This window comes from Oribacterium sp. HCP28S3_H8 (assembly GCF_052064775.1).
Classification (GTDB): Bacteria; Bacillota; Clostridia; order Lachnospirales; family Lachnospiraceae; genus Oribacterium.
Map to the genome: position 1 here is coordinate 131,908 of NZ_JBQHUZ010000004.1, position 16,223 is coordinate 148,130.

The following is a 16,223-nucleotide window of genomic DNA, read 5'->3' on the forward strand; positions in this document are numbered from 1 at the left end:
GCAAAATCATCTCCGGAACAGTGTTTCCTCAAGCGAGCAGATCTTATCGGCAGCGGTGAGGATCCAGGCTTCCCGGCACATCGGAATCCGAAGCGGCGGGAGAGGCCACATATGGCTTGCTATGATGTTCATTTCCTGCTCGCTGATACCAAAATCCCTTCTGGCGTTTTCCGCAGCCTTCACCGGATGATAGAGCGCATGATCGTCATGCCCCTTTTCATGCCAGTCATACAAAAAATAGTCATGGAGAAATGCGCAGCGAAGCAGCTTGGCTTCGTCCGCGTGTGCATGCATGCGCAGATTAACGACATATGCCATCCGGCTCACGCGCATGGCATGCTCATAGGTTGTCACACTGCCATGCTGGATATATCGTTTCATACGGAGGCATCTCGGATCCGATGCCAGCCGGTCCATCAACCGATGAAATTTCATTTCTTCAAGTTGTGTCATACAATCTTGTTCTCCATATTTTTGAGATTTTCTGTATCCGCCCTCTGTGCTGCATCTACCGGATTCCGCACGAGAAGCTTCCGCATATTACCGGCAATCGTATTGATCCCCCGGCTTCGGAAAGCGACAATACTCTTAAGATGGTATTTCTCACGACGTGTGAGACCGTCGGATACACTCCGGAGTCGTGCGTCCCAATCCGGATTTTCCTCATTCCCATCCTCTAAAACCTCGCTTCTCTTAGCTGTTTTGCGAATGATGTCAACCGCGGCGCCTGCCGTTTCCATTGCTGTTTTATAAGCACTGCCGACGGTGCTGACAGCGGTTTGCCGGACAGCTGATGCCGCAGAACCAACTGATTCCATCGCCGATCCCATCGTATCCATTGCCACGCGTGGTGCCTGCGTCATCATGACAACTCCGGCTTCCGCCCGACGGTCAAACTCCGCCTGCAGCGCTTCCATACGGGAGACCAGCTCTGTAAGACTCGCCAGAGTCAATGCTACATCCGCACCGATCATAAACATGAGGATCAGGGAGGCGGCTTCATTGACCTCAGGGTAGCGTTCCAACGGCATCAAAGCAAGAAATGGAATCACGAGCTTTACAATCAGCATACCGCCAATCCCAAAAAGAACGGAGGCCGGGAGACAGATCCTGCCGCGATAATTAAACGGCAGATCGCTGTAATCCCACCAGACCGCATGAAAGAAATATTCGAGACCCCAGGAGGTCGCAAGTTCCAGCGCCGCACTTCCGAGGAAGCTTACAAAAAAAACCTCCGGGAGATTTACCTGCATCCCAAGCCTATGCGGCAGATCTCCAAAGAGAAAGATGGCAAGGACAGCACCAACCCCATAGATCGGGCAGACCGGACCATAGAGGAAGCCCCGATTATCCCAGTGACGAGTGCGGAGCATCGCATAGGAGCATTCAAACACCCAACCAAGAAAGCTGAAGAGTGCAAAATAGATTACATATAAAGAAAGCATCATTTTTTTCTCCAGTTCAGAATGGAAATATTATATAATAGGTCTTGCTATTTTTCACTAGCATATTATGAAAGGAACCTTACAAATGACGTATTATTATCCGGCTGTTGTACATAAGACAGCGGAAGGCTACCGGATTAGCTTTGTGGACCTTAAGGACTGCTATGGCGAGGGTCCGGACAAGGAGAGTGCATTTGACGATGCGCGGAATGCCGGTGTAAATTATCTATTGACCGAACTCGAGAGCGATCAGGATGAACAGGACTTCCCGACGCGGACACTGCTCGAGGACATCATCGTTTCCGATGGAGACGAAGCGGTTATGCTGGCGCTCGTCATGCCCCGCTTTGAGAGCTGGGACAGCTTCGGCTGACGGAGTGGTAAATTACCAAATCACACAAAAAGCAAGAGAAGGAGGCAGTATTTATGGCCTGTACAACGATATTGGTAGGAAAAAAAGCATCGTATGACGGATCTACGATGATCGCGCGGAATGATGATTCCAGCGCCGGAAGCTTCACCCCTAAAAAATGGGTGGTGGTTACGCCGGACAGGCAGCCCAGGAAATATACATCGGTGCTTTCCCATGTGGAAATCGACCTGCCGGAGGAGCCGCTTCGTTATACTGCGGTCCCCAATGCTGTAAAGGGGGTCGGGATCTGGGCGGCTGCGGGTGTCAATGCTGCCAATATCGCCATGTCCGCGACAGAAACCATCACTAGCAACGATCGTGTCCTTGGCGCGGATCCGCTTGTGAAATACATCCCGGCGGAACTCGCTCCGGATGGCAAGGAGCAGATCGGCGGAATCGGAGAGGAAGACCTTGTAGTACTCGTGCTTCCCTACATTCGCAGTGCACGAGAGGGCGTGGAGCGGCTTGGCAAGCTCCTTGAAACCTACGGGACCTATGAGATGAACGGCATTGCCTTCCAGGATCAGAACGAAATCTGGTGGCTGGAATCCATTGGCGGTCACCACTGGATGGCGCGCCGCGTCCCGGATAACTGCTATGTCATCATGCCCAATCAGCTCGGCATCGACCGTTTTGACTTCACAGATGCCTTCGGCGCCAGAAAAAACTTTATGTGCGCACCGGACCTGCTGGAGTTTGTAAAGAAAAATCATCTGGATCTTGCGATGGAGAGCAGCGAGAGTAATTTTGACGCCCGGGCCGCATTCGGCTCCCACAGCGACTTTGATCATAGCTACAACACGCCCCGGGCCTGGGCACTGCAGCGCTATCTCAATCCGACGGACAGCCGCTGGGATGGTCCGGACGCGGACTTCACGCCGGTGTCTGATAATATCCCCTGGTGTCGTGTACCGGAAAAAAAGATCACGGTAGAGGATGTCAAATGGGTGCTTTCCAACCATTATCAAGGCACACCGTACGATCCCTATGGCAAATATGGTGACCTGAGCCATCGTGGTCAGTATCGCCCGATCGGCATCAACCGCACGAGCTTTGTCGCCTGTCTCCAGCTCCGTCCGTATGTACCGGCAGAAATCGCGGCAGTGGAATGGCTTGCATTTGCATCCAATGCATTTAACACTTTTGTGCCGTTTTATGCCAATGTCAACCGCACACCGGCATATCTCGCAGATACGACAGGAGAGGTCGACTCCAACAATTTCTATTGGGCAAGCCGGCTCATCGGCGCACTGGCAGACGGCGATTACTCGAAGTGTATCCCGCATATCGAGCACTACCAGACGGCCGTCATGTCCCAAGGACACGAGCTTTTAAACCGCTTTGACGGGGAAATCGGCAGGACGCTGGATAAGGAGGATAGGAATGCCTCCGCCGCGAAGCAGGTAAAGACGGTTGTGACGCGGCTGGAGGACGCCAATGAAGTGATCGCATCGATGCTTCAGAAGGAAACACAGACAGCACTTGCCAATGTCCTCCACACCGCAAGCTGCGACATGAAAAATGCCTTTGGACGTTCGGATGCCTGAGAACTGGTCCCTGCCTATGGAAGCCGCATCAAATTATAAACATGCAGAAAGTGAGGAAATGTATGGTTACATTATATGGAAGCAAAATCTGCCCGGATTGCAGACAGTGCAAGAGAAATTTTGATATGTACAAGATCCCTTATACCTATTGTGATATCACTGCCAAGATTCAGAATCTTAAGGCATTTCTCCGGCTGAGGGACACGGAAGACCTCTTTAAGCCGGTCCGCGAGGAGGAGCATCGGGTCGGCATTCCGGTGCTTCAGTTTGAGGACGGCTCTCTCACCTTTGACTGGCAGGGATATGTACGTTCCCTTGGCTTTGAGGCGGATGATAAAACAGAGGTTCCGGAGGATGCAGAGGATATGTCAGCGGATGCCAAGGCTCCAACAGCGGAGATGCCCATCGGCAAGGCATGCGGCCTCGACGGCAAGGGCTGCTGATGCATTTTTCAGGCAGGAAATGCTGCCTTTTTTAAAGAAGCTCTGACTTCTATGCGTCAAAGTTTCACACCAAACACACACGGAAAGCGAGAGAAATTTTCATGGATGATATCCTGAGCGGATTAAATGAAGCACAGGTCGAAGCGGTAACAACAACGGAAGGCTACATTCGCGTGATCGCAGGGGCGGGGTCCGGGAAAACCCGGGCACTGTCCCATCGTTTTGCCTATCTTGTCAATGATCTCGGGGTTATGCCGGGGAATATCCTCTGCGTCACTTTTACCAATAAGGCGGCGAATGAAATGCGACAGCGTATCCACCGGCTGACCGGAGACAATGATACCGGCTACATCAACACCTTCCATGGCTTCTGCGTCAATATCCTGCAGGAGGACAGCCACGCCATCAGCTATCCTAAAAGCTTTATGGTGCTGGATAACAGCGATATTGACGACATGCTTAAGATCATCTACGAGGAGCGGGGACTTACGCTGCGGGATAAAACATTCGGGCAGGCACGGGACATGTTTGAAATGCGGAAATGTGTTCACGAGCCGTCGTATTTTCTTGATATGGTGAAGCTTCCGATCGACAAGCTCCATGAAAAATATATGCGTGCTACGGAGGTGAATGATATCCTGTTCTACGGTTATCTCTATCAGGAGCGGAAGACCTTTGCCGTAGACTATAATGATCTGATTATTTTAAGTCTCTATATCTTCCAGGAACATCCGGAGATTGCTCTCAAATGGCAGAAGCGGCTGGAATACATCATGATCGATGAATTTCAGGATATTGATCCGCTGCAGTACCGCCTGATGGAGGTGCTCTGCGGCTATCATCATAATCTGTTTATCGTGGGAGATCCGGACCAGACGATCTATACCTGGAGAGGCGCCAATGTCCGGTATCTCCTGGAGTTTGACAAGCATTTCCCCAAGGTAAGAACCATTATGATGATGCAGAATTACCGTTCGACACCGGAAATCCTCCGGGTCTCAAATTCCCTGATCCGGAAAAAAAAGCTCCGGATGTCAAAGGACCTGATCCCGATGCTTGCATCCGGTGTGCCGGTAGTCTGCCACCTCGCCGATGACGCAGAGCAGGAATCGGAATGGATGGTTAAAAACATTGAGACCCTGCATGAAATGGGCGTGGACTATAAGGACATCACGGTTCTGTACCGGGCGCACTATATTACCAGGACCATAGAGGGGGTATTTCTCAAAGATAAAATCCCGTATACCATCTACAGCGGCGTGCCATTTTACGGACGGATGGAAATTAAGGATGCGCTCTGCTATTTACGCATGATCGTCTATAAGGATGACCTCAGCTTCCGGCGGATCTGCAATGTACCAAAACGGAACCTTGGAGTGCGGCGCATGAAGTTTCTCGAGGAGTATACGCGTGCAAATGGAGGCACCCTGTATGACGCGCTGTGCCATAACCTTGAGGATGAGCTGTTTAAGGGGACCCAGGCAAAAAAATTTACTGCTCTTATCGAGAAATTTGCCGCGTCATATGAGAACCGGACCATTTCCGAGATTCTCACAGATCTCCTAAATGAATCCGGTTATGAAAAGATGCTTCGGACCGAGGGTTCCCAGGAGCGGCTTGACAATCTTGCAGAGCTGAAGCAGTCCGTTTATGAGTTTGAAACAAGTGCAGGAGAGGAAACAACCCTGGATGGCTATCTTAAAAATATCGCGATGCTCTCCAATATGGATACAGCAGAATCCCAGGACCGGGTAAAATTAATGACGGTTCATACCGCCAAGGGGCTGGAATTTCCATACGTATTTCTCACGGGTATGTCCGAGGGGATTTTTCCATCTAAAAAAGTGAATACTCTGGAAGCGATGGAAGAGGAGCGGAGACTTGCCTTTGTCACTATGACAAGAGCGGAAAAAGGGCTTTATATCAGTGAAGCCGCCGGCAGAAATTTTGACGGCTCTCCACGGTATCCGTCGCGCTTTATCCTGGATATTGATCCGGAGCTTATGAGCTTTACCAAAAAGCCAAAGGCTGCTCTTCTGGATGAGACGCAAAGCTATATCCGTATGGTCGACAGCCGCCTTGAGAGTCAGGAGGACGGGGACAAGCTTTTTACCATTGGCACCCGGATCCGCCACAAAGCCTTTGGCAGGGGCACCATCACAGATGTCAACCCGGATAAGCATGCCTATACCATCCAGTTTGATGAAATGCCGACCGAGCGGCAGATCTCCTTCCGGGTCAAACTGGAAAGGGAGGAGTGAGAGAGACAGTACTGCACAAAAATTAATCCCCTAATTAATAGCTCGTTTCACAAGTTTCGGTTGACTTTCTCTAGTGCAGCTTCATACTCCGCCCGCACCTGCGCCCGGAACTCCGCATCATTAAAAATAAGCAGCGCCATTTCCACGATAACAGCCGCGCCCTTTTTCATCTGCTCAAAGGCAAGCGGCTCGAGCGTTGCCTCCCGCAGAGTCTCTGTATGAAGCGCGCAGTGTTCATCGGTGATCCGAAGCATCGGCTGGATGGCGGGGCAGTGGTAGCTGACATTCCCCATATCCGAGGACGCGTATGCCGGCACCACGGGATCGACTCGCTCACCACGGGCATGAAACAGCTCTGTGACTTTATCTTCCAATGCCGGCACCCGGACCATATTATAAAAATCCTTAGCCAGAAGTGTAAATTCCTCCGTGCAGTCCAGTGCAAGACTTGCACCCCGGGCACAGTTCCGGATGATCCGGTCGAGCTCGGTTAATCCGCTTAGACTTGTCGTACGAAATTCCAGTCGGAGAGAGGCATAGTCCGGGATCTGATTTGGTGTATCCCCACCCTGCAGCATGACGCTGGAAAAAATCGTGCCAGGCCGGAACGAGTCTCTCCGCGCATCTACGAGATCGATAAATTTGCGGGCTGCTGTGAATGCATTATGCCCGAACCATGGTCCTGCTGCCGCGTGCGCGCTGAGACCGTGAAACTCCACCTTATACGCCCTAAGACTCAGCGTATCCATCTCCGGAGTCGTGCTGCCACCGTTACTGTGCATCATGATTGCAAGATCCACATCGTCAAAAATCCCGGCCTCCGCCATGACAAGCTTTGCACCGTCCTCCTCCTCGGCAGCAGCTCCCAGTACCATGAGTGTGCCATGAAATTCTCCCCGGAGCTTCATAAGACTTGTGGCAGCAAGCGCTGCAAGAGATCCATGCAGGTTATGACCGCAGCCATGTCCAAGTCCCGGCAGAGCATCATACTCCACCAGCACGGCAACCTTGGGGCCGGAACCATTGGCAAGTACAGCACAGAAGGAGGTGTCATAGCCAAGCTCCTTTGCCATAAAAGGATAGGTGACTTCAAATCCGTTGCGCCGGAGCACATCAACGATTGCCGCACTCGAGAGCTGCTCTTTAGTGGCGGTTTCCGGATGATCATAAAGATATTTTACAAGCTCGCGTGCTTCTGCCGCTCCACTCTCGATTGCTGCATTGATTTTTTCTGTCTCTGTCATTTTGTGCCTTTACTAGTCATGTCGGACTTCTGCCAGAAATCAACCGGCTCATAGTCCTGAAGCTTTGCGAGGAAGCCTAGCTCCCGGAGCCTCTCCTGGATCCGGTCCAGAGCCTCCTCGCTTGTTGCAGTTACGGTATGATAATGATAGCCGGAGGTAATGTTTTTCAGCGGTTTGGATTTGCCGCTCGCAATGTTTTGCATATACTGCATAATATCCTGATGTGTCCTTATATTCAGCGGTCCACGAATGACTCCAAAGACCCGGTGATACACAAAGACGTCCTCTATGGCACCTCCAAGATCCACAATTGCGGTAAGCTCCTTCTCAAGATCCTCGTCACTATGGCATACTTTAAAGACCCGGGTGGCAAACTCTGCTTCCTGCAGGATATAGCCCCGGTTGGTGGCATAGATTACCTTGCCGGCTGCACGGATTGCCGCGATATCCTTTATGATAATCTGCCGGCTCACATGCAGTGCTTCCGCAAATGCACTTCCGGGGATTGGCTTGCGGCTTTCCCTCAATGCCTTTAAAATTTTTGCTTGTCGTTCGTCCGCCTTCATATTTTCTGCCTTTATCGTTATTGCTTCTTCAGGAATGCCAGGAATCACATCCGGTATTACAAATTTGCATCATTATACCATGATTCCGACCGCAGCACAGCAAATTCTATGTTCTTTCATTTATCTCCTGTAAAACTCTGTACGATTTCTTCTGACTTCCGCTATAATATATGCGTTGTCTATAAATATCAGAATAACTTTCAGGTAAAAAAATGCACCTGTTCAGGCAAATCATGGACACATTGAAAGATATCAATGAAAAAAAGATTGGAGAAAATATATGCAGATCATAAACGAGGTAAATGTGGAGGAAATCATTCGCCGGCTTGGGCAGAACCAGGTGAATGTCAAAAAAGTACGGATCCTTGAGGAAGATGCGAATGCAGGTCAGTCCATGACGGGATACGAAACCCGCACTCGTTATTTCCTTGCCGGGCTGGAGAGCCTGAGAGCGGAGCTGAAATCTCCGGCGTATATTTTATTTTGCGAGCATGAGGGCACACCGTTTGAGCTTACCGTATCAGAGGTTCGGAAAAGCTATGAAGTGACAAATCCCGCCGGGATAATCGACATTGAGCGGCTGCTTAAGTAACTCATGTGATGCTGCCCGGATAGAACATAAAACTGCAGGTCTTATGACCTGCAGCTTATGATTTAATTGCGTAATTTACAGCTCTACAAAGTAATCATTCTCTGCAGTTCCGTTTACAACATAATATGCCTTGGACTCGGCAGCATTGATATAAACATCAAAGGTCTTTACCTTGACGTCAGCGTGCTTCGCCTTAAAAGCCTTCATCGCTGCATCTGTCACTTCCTGGGCGTTTACAGACTTGCCATTGAACTCAAAGTTAAGCTTGTCTACTTTAGTCATTGTTTTGTCCTCCATACATCATTCATTGTTACAGCTGAATTTTATGATTCAAATTATGTGTTAAAAGTTCAGATTTCTTTTATAATATTTTTTATAGTGGATGTCAAGCATTCACCGTGATAACACGATTACGGTCATAGCTCGCACGGTCATCGTTACGATAACAAATTGCAGGAAATCACAGAACCAAACAGGAAGGAAATGAATCTATTTATGAACTCTCAATTTAAAAGCTTTGACCCGGCATATCAGCTGGGGCTGGATACCAGGCTGATGCGGGACCCGCAGCTGGTCCGGGTATTTGATATAGACGGAGTGCTTGCCATCTATGGTTACGGCTCCGATGGCATCAATGTCTGCAGTGATACAGAATTTGATGCATTTATGGAGAGCCACGATCTCTATCAATACGCGCGGGGCACTGCATTTATGCGCTCGTATCTAAAAAGCTGCACCATTCCTCATCTCAATTATGTCCTGAGTCAGTCCGGAAACGAAGCGCAGGACCGGCAGAAAATTGCCTTTTTAAAACGGGAGTATGACGGTTTTTTCCCTGAGGATCATATCCTTTTTACAAGAGAGCCGGACAAGACAAGCATCGTCGCAAAGCTTCTTTCAGAGCATTTTGACGGTCTTGCCACCCCGCATCTCTGCATTGATGATGATGTGAGAGTCCTCGATAAGCTGCAGGTCGGAGGTATCAAGGCGATCCATGTGTCGAGCCTCCTGCTGCTTGCGGAGATGATGCATTCAGCATAATTACCCCAGCTCCGGGATCCGGTTATCTACCCGGTAGACAGCAAGCATATCGCAAACGAGCCAGCTTGCCTTAGGATAGCAGACATAACGGGGAGTCCATGCGGGCATGTATTTTTCCTTATATTTCCGAAGCCCGGTAAATGAGTAAAACCGCCGGCTGAAGGTATAAATCAGATAAGCCACACGTTCCTGAAAGAAGCTATGCTCAAAGCTTCCGACATTGGAGAGTGGCGCCATGCCAAGGTCAAAATACCGGACCCCCTGCGCCTGAAAGTAAAGAAACAGCGAAACAAAAAGATAATCCATAACACCATTGGGGCAAAGCTCCTCGTCATAGCGCATGAGATCAATGCTTGCCGTATCCGCCATATCGTTTGGCATGATATTGGCAAAGGCGCAGATCTCCCCTCGGCTGTTTCTTACAAGGGCAATGGGAGCCTTCTCAAGATAGCGCCGGTCAAAAAATCCAAGGGAGAATCCCTTCTCCCGCCGCCCGTCCAACCAATGGTCGGAAATTTCCTTAAGCCGGTCAAGAAGCACGTCTCCATGCGGCTCCTTTGTTATTTCAAATGTAAATCCCTGTTTCTCCAGCTTATTGAGCGCTGTCCGGTAGCGCTTGCCGCGATTCCCCGCTGTGGTAAAATTCTGAAGTCCCACAAGAGCCGTCTCCCCAAACTTCATAAATTCATAGCCGTACTCATGAAGTAAAAGCGTAGTCTGCTGCCCGATTTCATAAAAGATCATCTGATAGCCCATTTGCTCGGCATCCTTAAGAAGCTGATGGATGGCACTGCCAAACGCTTCTTTCTTGCCATTGGGTTCACCCATAACCACGCATTTGCTTCCATTCTGTGCGAATAAAAATACAACGGTATCCTCGCCGTCCTCCTGATACCAGTACAGCCGCTTGTCTCGTAAATACGCAAGCCCTGTGTTACTGTCTCCACCATAGGTATGGATCAGCTTTGTAAAGCGTTCATCATCAAATGCCTCCCCCAGAGGCAGCCGGTCTGCCATCAGATAATTTACAATCCATCGGTAGACAAAGGTTATCACAAGGACACCCACAAGCAGGTGAAGCCACAGGCGACCATAGTGAGAGAGGAGATGATGCGGATATTTCATAAGAAGCGTAGCTGCCTTTTTACCGCTGAAATGCAGAAACAGGAGCAGTGTCAGCATAAGAATCAAAAAATCCCGGATATATGCTTCTAAAGAGTAAATGAACTGAACCCTGTCAAGTGCAGGTCGGATCCCCAGCATCATGAGCAAAATAAGAAGGATCGCAAGGGATGCACCCCAGCTGATTTCACCAAGATTTACGTAGGCAAAAGTCAGCGCGAGCAGGCAGAGACTAAAAGGAAATGCGCGGGCAACGCGCTCCTCCACGGCACGGGCAAGCAAAATAAACAGCACTCCCAACAGGATACTTGGAAACTGGTAGAGCACCTGCCCATGTATCGGGTCCAAAGTCTGAAGCAGCGGAAGGCTTGAGATTTCATCCGGGATCAGCGCCGAAAGCACCATAAAAATACCAAAAAGCCGGATCAGCAAAACGGAAATCCTGTGAGATGCCGTGGTAAGAAGCATTCGTGGAATCCCATGGAACTTCTGGTTGATACGTCCTCCCATGTAGTGGATAAACAAAAGGACGCCAAAGAAAAACGGGATGATATAGTACGTAAGCCGGAACAAAAGAATCCAGGCGACAATCCGCGCATTGTCAATACCCAGACTGCCCAGACCGGCGATAATGACAAGATCAAAGCTTCCGATTCCACCGGGGATCATGGAAACAAGTCCGACCGCAATCGCAATGATATAAAGTGGGACCAGATTTCGGATCGGTACATCAATCCCCATAAGGTGTCCTGTGAGCGTGAAGCACAAAATCACCGAGGTCCAGTCGACAAACGATGCCAGAAGCAGCTTGCCCGCCGTACGCATCTTGAGCTGACCAAAATATTTCATGCCCTTACGACTTGAAATAAAGAGGATACAGGGAACATAGCAGGCTGTCCCGATGAGCAGGATAAGGTATCGATGAATCTCGGGATTCACCGGAGTAAATAGCGTAAGCGCCAGGGAAATCGCACCATACAGAGAGAACCCTGACATGAAATACGGCATGACACGAGAAATCACCTGCATCCCTTCGCCACCCTGATCCTCCGGTACGTAAAAAGAGTACCGGAGTCCGATGTCCACAAGCCCGCCAAAGCCGGCAAGATTATTGATGGTGTTGATGCTCCAGCTGGTCCCAAGGATATAGGATTTCTTATAGTGTGTCCCAAGCTCCCGGTTCAAAATAAAGTCATAGGCAAGCATCGGCGAGACCGTCACAAGCCCGATCAGAACCATCAGGAACATATGGAACGGCGGAATGCCCGTAATCGCCGCTCTGAGATCTGCTCCGGACAGTGTCCTCCGGAGCCGGAACAGCTCAATGATCACCAGTACACAGATCGAAATAAAGAAAACCGTCCGGATCACGTTTTTAAGGGATTTTATCTTCTCAACCAGATGCTTCATTATGCCCTCCCGCACCCTGATGTCCCGGATGCTTGTGTCAGCCGCTTACACATATTTGATGCGAATGTTGTATCGCTTACATGCATTCAAGTCAAGACACGAAAAAAGTCTCCAAATTGCGGTATAATGCATTGCGAAGGGAGGCCTGAACTTTGGACATAAAACATTTTTACATTGAGAGAGGCAACGGGTTTCCGCTGATCCTTCTGCATGGGAATGGAGGCAGCAGCCAGTATTTCCGCGGGCAGCTGGATGCATTTGCGCGCGCTTTCCATGTGTATGCAATCGACACCCGCGGGCACGGCAGAACTCCGAGAGGTAGAAAGCCTTTTACCCTTACACAGTTTGCTGAGGACTTAAAGGATTTTATGGATATTCATCACATCTCAAAGGCGGATATCCTCGGTTTTTCTGATGGCGGAAATATCGCGCTTATTTTTGCCATCCGCTACCCGGAGAGAGTCGCTCGGCTCATTGTGAATGGCGCCAATATTTCTCCCTCAGGTATTAAGCGTTTCTCTCAGCTGCCGGTCGAGATCGCCTATCATATGTTAAAACCTGTCGCAGGAAAAATAAGAATTGCGCATAAATTTATGGAGCTTTTAAGTCTCATGGTAAATGAACCAAATATAACACCGGAGGAGCTTGGCAAGATCCGTGCAAAAACACTGGTGATTGCCGGAACCCGGGATCTGATCCGGGAGCAGCACACCCGGCTTATCGCACAAAGCATCCCTGATGCAAGGCTTGTGCTGCTGCCCGGAGATCATTTTATCGCAAGGAAACAGCGGAACAGATTTAACCAGGTCGTACTTAAGTTCCTGCTTCAGAAGACATAAGTCAGCACACAGACATCTGGAGAAGGCAGACTGTAGATTTATCATCATCATGAAGTTATAATAATTTTACATTTGTTCTTTCTGAATTAGAAATCACCAGAATAAAAGGAAAGGAGGTATCGCATGCTGACGTGCCTTGACCGTTTCAGAGAGCTAAGTCCGGAGTCTCTTGTGCTGCGTCTTGTGCTTGCCATGCTGATCGGAGGATATCTCGGACTGGAACGTGAACGGAAAAAACGTCCTGCCGGGTTCCGGACCTATATGCTTGTCTGCATGGGCGCAACACTCACGATGATGCTCAGCCAATATGAATATATAAATCTGTCTACGCTATGGCGCAGTATGGCAGAAAAATTCCATCTTAGCATCGATGTCTCCCGTTTCGGTTCACATGTGGTAAATGGTGTCGGTTTCCTCGGAGCCGGTACCATTATTATCAACGCCCGACAGGAGGTCAAGGGTCTCACAACCGCTGCCGGTCTCTGGGCTGCTGCGTGCATGGGTCTTGCGCTCGGCGCAGGCTTCTACGAGTGTGCTCTACTTGGCTTCCTCCTGATCTTTTGTTCCACCCGCTTCCTGGAAATCCTCGAGGTCCGGATCATCCAAAATGCAGCCAACATCAATGTGTACGTGGAATTTCACGAGGTGACAGACATTCGCAAAATCCTGCTTACGCTGAAAAAGCTTAATGTACATGTCTATAGTGTGGAGCTGGACCATGGTCACAAAAAGAAAGGGCAGCCGCCAAATGCTGTGATCTGCATGCGTCTTACGCATAGAGAGCCTCATGCAAAGCTGTTGTCGGAAATCGCGGAATTATCGTGTGTAAGCCTGATTGATGAGGTCTAAGTTATGATAAATTTTTTTAATAATCTGCGGGATCTTACGTTTGCATCCATTGCGCTCCGCATGCTGCTCTCGGTTGTCTGCGGAGGACTCGTGGGGCTTGAACGCGAATACAAGCGGCGCTCTGCAGGATTCCGGACACATATTCTGATCTGTCTCGGTGCAAGCATGACCACGCTGACCGGACAGTATCTTGGGCTGTATATGCATTATTATACAGATATGGCAAGACTTGGCTCGCAGGTCATCGCGGGCATCGGTTTCATCGGCGCCGGAACCATTATCACGACCCAGCAGCATCAGGTCAAGGGTCTTACAACCGCAGCCGGTCTCTGGGTTTCCGCCATTATCGGACTTGCCTTTGGCGCAGGATTTTTTGAGGGCGGTCTGATCACGACGGTCCTTGTCCTGATCGCGGAAATCTATCTTTCACATTTGGAGTTCTGGATCCGTGCCAATGCTCCGGATATTACTTTGTTTATACAATATGATAATGCCAGTACCTTTAATAAAATCATCCAGTATCTGCATGAGCATGATCTCTCGGTGCTGAATACCGAAATCACCCGGCAGGAGAGTCCGGAAGGAGAGGAGTCTAAAATGTGCGCCATCCTGTCTGTTGCGCTGAATCGTGCCAATCCTGTGAGCCGGGTGGTACATGAAATCAACCAGATTACCGGCGTCGGATCTGTTGAAGAGCTGTAACGTAAGATGTGATGGATCGAAGCTTCACAGAAATTTCATGCTTGTCTGGTTGAATTTCGCCCGGAACATGGTACAGTATTTTAAAAAGAAAGAGGGATCTTATGTTCGCTTATATTTTTCTGATACTGATTTTTTATATACTTGGCGTTGTTTTATCACTGACGCTGCGGGTTTTTGGCACCATGTTCCGCCTTTTGTTCCGTATTCTGTTCTGGCCGCTGCTTCTGCTTATCGGCATCATATTCTGGGGCGGCATGAGCCTTTTTGCCATATGCCTCCCGATTTTTGTTGTGGTCGGCATCATTCAGCTGATCATCAGCCTGATGACAGGCATATTTTGACCGCATAATTTTACATAAAAAGTGAGGATTACCGATGCTTAAATTAAACTGCAGCTTTACAAAAGACGAGCAGGCGAATGCAATGATCCGGCAGTTTATCAATGACCGGATCACAGAGCTTGCCATCAGAGATATTGAGGAAGCCTCCGGCAAGGATTATCTTGAGGTCACAAGGGACGATAAGGAATTTCAGGACAATATCCATTATTTCTTCCCGGATTACTATACGCCGGTCCGCTCTGCCCGGGAATTTCTGGAGCTGTTAAAGCTTCTGAAGTCAAGAGACCAGGAGGTACCGACGCTAACCCAGGAATACGCCTTGCATGCCATCATCGAGCGCTACCTCACAATGTGCGATAACCGGCATCAAAGTCCGGCAAAAGCTCTGCCGGCAAAAGCCCGGAGCTATGTACAGGAGGTACTTCGCAGGGAATATGAAGCATCCGGCAATAAGGATGAACTGGATCCGGATTATATCCTTGGAAAAATTGAGGATATGTATGATTATGACGAAATCTGTACCTTTAACCTGGATTACTCAGCCCTGGATCATTTTACAGAGGATGAAATCAACGACATGAGGGGAAAGGAAGATGTATGAATAAGGGTCAACAAGCAACGACATCCGACTTGACTGAGACTGCGGAGACACTATCTCCCGCTCGAGGGAAATGGAGCATCGCAGAAATCACGGAAAAGCTTATCGCAGAGCCTGACCAGACTCCGGAGGACATCGCGCATTTCCTTAAGGTGCATAGCTTTGCAAGACTGATTGCAGAGCTCGAGGGGCTGGATGCTGACACAAAGGAAATTCTGGAGGTCACCGCGATCCTGCATGATATTTCCTGTCCGCTCTGCCGCGAGAAATACGGTAATACTAACGGAGCGCACCAGGAAGCAGAGAGCGCCCCACTCATCCGGGCATTTCTCACCGGTTCCGGATATCCCAAGGAGTTTATCGACAGGGTCGTATATCTTGTAACGCATCATCATACGTACAAGGATATCCACGACATGGATTATCAGATCCTGGTAGAGGCGGATTTCCTTGTGAATGCAGGCGAGTCCGCAAAATACCGTAAGCTCCTCCCGGAAATGAGAGAGCGGTTTTTCCGGACCGAAAGCGGCAGGAGACTACTGGAGGAAATCTACCCGGAGTAAAACAGATATTTACGTTCCATGCATTAAAAAGCACATTTATAAGCACGTTTGTTCTTTTATGTACATTTTTTTGTAAGCTTCATGGTATACCCTGTAACTATAAGGAAAACAAATTCACAAAACCGTTACAGGAGGTACCGATATGTATTATGAGAATTACAGCTTTGTTGCCATGGTAAACGGACAGAAAATGAGATTTGCAACAGAAGAGGAGTATCAGGAGTACATCTCCGACGATGAAACCTGAG

The 16,223-nt window shown here is 49.2% G+C and carries 18 protein-coding genes; 12 read left to right on the forward strand and 6 right to left on the reverse strand.

Annotated features, from left to right (window positions below; all coding sequences use genetic code 11):
- Positions 1–6 precede the first annotated feature (6 nt).
- Together ACTNEN_RS06325 and ACTNEN_RS06330 are read right to left on the reverse strand one after the other, a co-directional pair.
- Positions 7–453: an HD domain-containing protein gene (locus ACTNEN_RS06325; RefSeq protein WP_441205193.1), complete on the reverse strand. Its 447-nt coding sequence runs from the start codon at positions 451–453 to the stop codon at positions 7–9.
- Entirely contained in the window at positions 450–1,448 is a 999-nt protein-coding gene (locus tag ACTNEN_RS06330) for a putative ABC transporter permease (RefSeq protein WP_441205194.1), read from the reverse strand. Before ACTNEN_RS06330 ends, ACTNEN_RS06325 begins: the two co-directional genes overlap by 4 nt.
- Positions 1,449–1,530: 82 nt before the next feature.
- Between ACTNEN_RS06330 and ACTNEN_RS06335 the strand changes: the two genes are divergently transcribed.
- The 4 genes from ACTNEN_RS06335 to ACTNEN_RS06350 all read left to right on the forward strand — a co-directional run bounded on the left by ACTNEN_RS06335 (position 1,531) and on the right by ACTNEN_RS06350 (position 6,108).
- Positions 1,531–1,818, forward strand: coding sequence for a type II toxin-antitoxin system HicB family antitoxin (locus tag ACTNEN_RS06335; protein WP_441205195.1), 288 nt, complete (start codon positions 1,531–1,533; stop codon positions 1,816–1,818).
- A 53-nt stretch (positions 1,819–1,871) separates the two neighbouring features.
- On the forward strand, positions 1,872–3,404 hold the full coding sequence (locus ACTNEN_RS06340) for a C69 family dipeptidase (RefSeq protein ID WP_441205196.1): 1,533 nt from the start codon (positions 1,872–1,874) through the stop codon (positions 3,402–3,404).
- Positions 3,405–3,466: 62 nt separating this feature from the next.
- Positions 3,467–3,847, forward strand: a complete 381-nt coding sequence (locus ACTNEN_RS06345; RefSeq protein WP_441205197.1) for a hypothetical protein — start codon at positions 3,467–3,469, stop codon at positions 3,845–3,847.
- A gap of 101 nt (positions 3,848–3,948) precedes the next feature.
- Positions 3,949–6,108: an ATP-dependent helicase gene (locus ACTNEN_RS06350; protein WP_441205198.1), complete on the forward strand. Its 2,160-nt coding sequence runs from the start codon at positions 3,949–3,951 to the stop codon at positions 6,106–6,108.
- A gap of 47 nt (positions 6,109–6,155) precedes the next feature.
- Here ACTNEN_RS06350 and ACTNEN_RS06355 read toward each other — a convergent pair whose 3' ends face one another.
- Entirely contained in the window at positions 6,156–7,352 is a 1,197-nt protein-coding gene (locus tag ACTNEN_RS06355) for an amidohydrolase (RefSeq protein WP_441205199.1), read from the reverse strand.
- Entirely contained in the window at positions 7,349–7,918 is a 570-nt protein-coding gene (locus ACTNEN_RS06360; protein WP_441205200.1) for a transcription repressor NadR, read from the reverse strand. The genes ACTNEN_RS06355 and ACTNEN_RS06360 overlap by 4 nt, the downstream gene beginning before the upstream one ends.
- 280 nt (positions 7,919–8,198) lie before the next feature.
- Between ACTNEN_RS06360 and ACTNEN_RS06365 the strand changes: the two genes are divergently transcribed.
- Complete coding sequence (locus tag ACTNEN_RS06365) at positions 8,199–8,510, forward strand: hypothetical protein (RefSeq protein WP_441205201.1); 312 nt, start codon at positions 8,199–8,201, stop codon at positions 8,508–8,510.
- 75 nt (positions 8,511–8,585) lie between these two features.
- On the opposite strand, the gene ACTNEN_RS06370 is transcribed toward ACTNEN_RS06365, so the two are convergent.
- Positions 8,586–8,792 (reverse strand): DUF6465 family protein, encoded by a 207-nt coding sequence (locus ACTNEN_RS06370; protein WP_441205202.1) that lies wholly within the window; start codon positions 8,790–8,792, stop codon positions 8,586–8,588.
- A gap of 213 nt (positions 8,793–9,005) precedes the next feature.
- Here ACTNEN_RS06370 and ACTNEN_RS06375 point away from each other — a divergent pair, with 213 nt between their 5' ends.
- Complete coding sequence (locus tag ACTNEN_RS06375) at positions 9,006–9,551, forward strand: hypothetical protein (RefSeq protein WP_441205203.1); 546 nt, start codon at positions 9,006–9,008, stop codon at positions 9,549–9,551.
- Here the strand turns inward: ACTNEN_RS06375 and mprF are convergent, their stop codons facing one another.
- Positions 9,552–12,083: a bifunctional lysylphosphatidylglycerol flippase/synthetase MprF gene (mprF, locus tag ACTNEN_RS06380; RefSeq protein WP_441205204.1), complete on the reverse strand. Its 2,532-nt coding sequence runs from the start codon at positions 12,081–12,083 to the stop codon at positions 9,552–9,554.
- 152 nt (positions 12,084–12,235) lie between these two features.
- Between mprF and ACTNEN_RS06385 the strand changes: the two genes are divergently transcribed.
- The 6 genes from ACTNEN_RS06385 (at position 12,236) to ACTNEN_RS06410 (ending at position 15,975) form a co-directional block, all read left to right on the forward strand.
- Positions 12,236–12,922, forward strand: a complete 687-nt coding sequence (locus tag ACTNEN_RS06385; RefSeq protein WP_441205205.1) for an alpha/beta fold hydrolase — start codon at positions 12,236–12,238, stop codon at positions 12,920–12,922.
- Between the two features lie 123 nt (positions 12,923–13,045).
- Positions 13,046–13,771 carry an MgtC/SapB family protein gene (locus ACTNEN_RS06390; protein ID WP_441205206.1) on the forward strand — a complete coding sequence of 242 codons (726 nt, stop codon included), beginning with the start codon at positions 13,046–13,048 and terminating at the stop codon, positions 13,769–13,771.
- Positions 13,772–13,774: 3 nt separating this feature from the next.
- Entirely contained in the window at positions 13,775–14,473 is a 699-nt protein-coding gene (locus ACTNEN_RS06395) for an MgtC/SapB family protein (RefSeq protein WP_441205207.1), read from the forward strand.
- Positions 14,474–14,574: 101 nt separating this feature from the next.
- Positions 14,575–14,814 carry a hypothetical protein gene (locus ACTNEN_RS06400; protein WP_441205209.1) on the forward strand — a complete coding sequence of 80 codons (240 nt, stop codon included), beginning with the start codon at positions 14,575–14,577 and terminating at the stop codon, positions 14,812–14,814.
- 34 nt (positions 14,815–14,848) lie between these two features.
- Positions 14,849–15,415: a hypothetical protein gene (locus tag ACTNEN_RS06405; protein ID WP_441205211.1), complete on the forward strand. Its 567-nt coding sequence runs from the start codon at positions 14,849–14,851 to the stop codon at positions 15,413–15,415.
- Positions 15,412–15,975 carry an HD domain-containing protein gene (locus ACTNEN_RS06410; protein ID WP_441205212.1) on the forward strand — a complete coding sequence of 188 codons (564 nt, stop codon included), beginning with the start codon at positions 15,412–15,414 and terminating at the stop codon, positions 15,973–15,975. Before ACTNEN_RS06405 ends, ACTNEN_RS06410 begins: the two co-directional genes overlap by 4 nt.
- Positions 15,976–16,223: the final 248 nt, after the last annotated feature.

Excerpts from the sequence above, each read along its gene's own strand:
- ACTNEN_RS06400 (WP_441205209.1), top strand. The coding sequence starts at position 14,575 with ATGTTCGCTTATATTTTTCTGATACTGATTTTTTATATACTTGGCGTT.
- mprF (WP_441205204.1), bottom strand. The coding sequence starts at position 12,083 with ATGAAGCATCTGGTTGAGAAGATAAAATCCCTTAAAAACGTGATCCGG.
- ACTNEN_RS06345 (WP_441205197.1), top strand. The coding sequence starts at position 3,467 with ATGGTTACATTATATGGAAGCAAAATCTGCCCGGATTGCAGACAGTGC.
- ACTNEN_RS06395 (WP_441205207.1), top strand. The coding sequence starts at position 13,775 with ATGATAAATTTTTTTAATAATCTGCGGGATCTTACGTTTGCATCCATT.
- ACTNEN_RS06355 (WP_441205199.1), bottom strand. The coding sequence starts at position 7,352 with ATGACAGAGACAGAAAAAATCAATGCAGCAATCGAGAGTGGAGCGGCA.
- ACTNEN_RS06325 (WP_441205193.1), bottom strand. The coding sequence starts at position 453 with ATGACACAACTTGAAGAAATGAAATTTCATCGGTTGATGGACCGGCTG.
- ACTNEN_RS06410 (WP_441205212.1), top strand. The coding sequence starts at position 15,412 with ATGAATAAGGGTCAACAAGCAACGACATCCGACTTGACTGAGACTGCG.
- ACTNEN_RS06340 (WP_441205196.1), top strand. The coding sequence starts at position 1,872 with ATGGCCTGTACAACGATATTGGTAGGAAAAAAAGCATCGTATGACGGA.
- ACTNEN_RS06360 (WP_441205200.1), bottom strand. The coding sequence starts at position 7,918 with ATGAAGGCGGACGAACGACAAGCAAAAATTTTAAAGGCATTGAGGGAA.
- ACTNEN_RS06405 (WP_441205211.1), top strand. The coding sequence starts at position 14,849 with ATGCTTAAATTAAACTGCAGCTTTACAAAAGACGAGCAGGCGAATGCA.
- ACTNEN_RS06370 (WP_441205202.1), bottom strand. The coding sequence starts at position 8,792 with ATGACTAAAGTAGACAAGCTTAACTTTGAGTTCAATGGCAAGTCTGTA.
- ACTNEN_RS06330 (WP_441205194.1), bottom strand. The coding sequence starts at position 1,448 with ATGATGCTTTCTTTATATGTAATCTATTTTGCACTCTTCAGCTTTCTT.
- ACTNEN_RS06350 (WP_441205198.1), top strand. The coding sequence starts at position 3,949 with ATGGATGATATCCTGAGCGGATTAAATGAAGCACAGGTCGAAGCGGTA.
- ACTNEN_RS06390 (WP_441205206.1), top strand. The coding sequence starts at position 13,046 with ATGCTGACGTGCCTTGACCGTTTCAGAGAGCTAAGTCCGGAGTCTCTT.
- ACTNEN_RS06375 (WP_441205203.1), top strand. The coding sequence starts at position 9,006 with ATGAACTCTCAATTTAAAAGCTTTGACCCGGCATATCAGCTGGGGCTG.
- ACTNEN_RS06335 (WP_441205195.1), top strand. The coding sequence starts at position 1,531 with ATGACGTATTATTATCCGGCTGTTGTACATAAGACAGCGGAAGGCTAC.
- ACTNEN_RS06365 (WP_441205201.1), top strand. The coding sequence starts at position 8,199 with ATGCAGATCATAAACGAGGTAAATGTGGAGGAAATCATTCGCCGGCTT.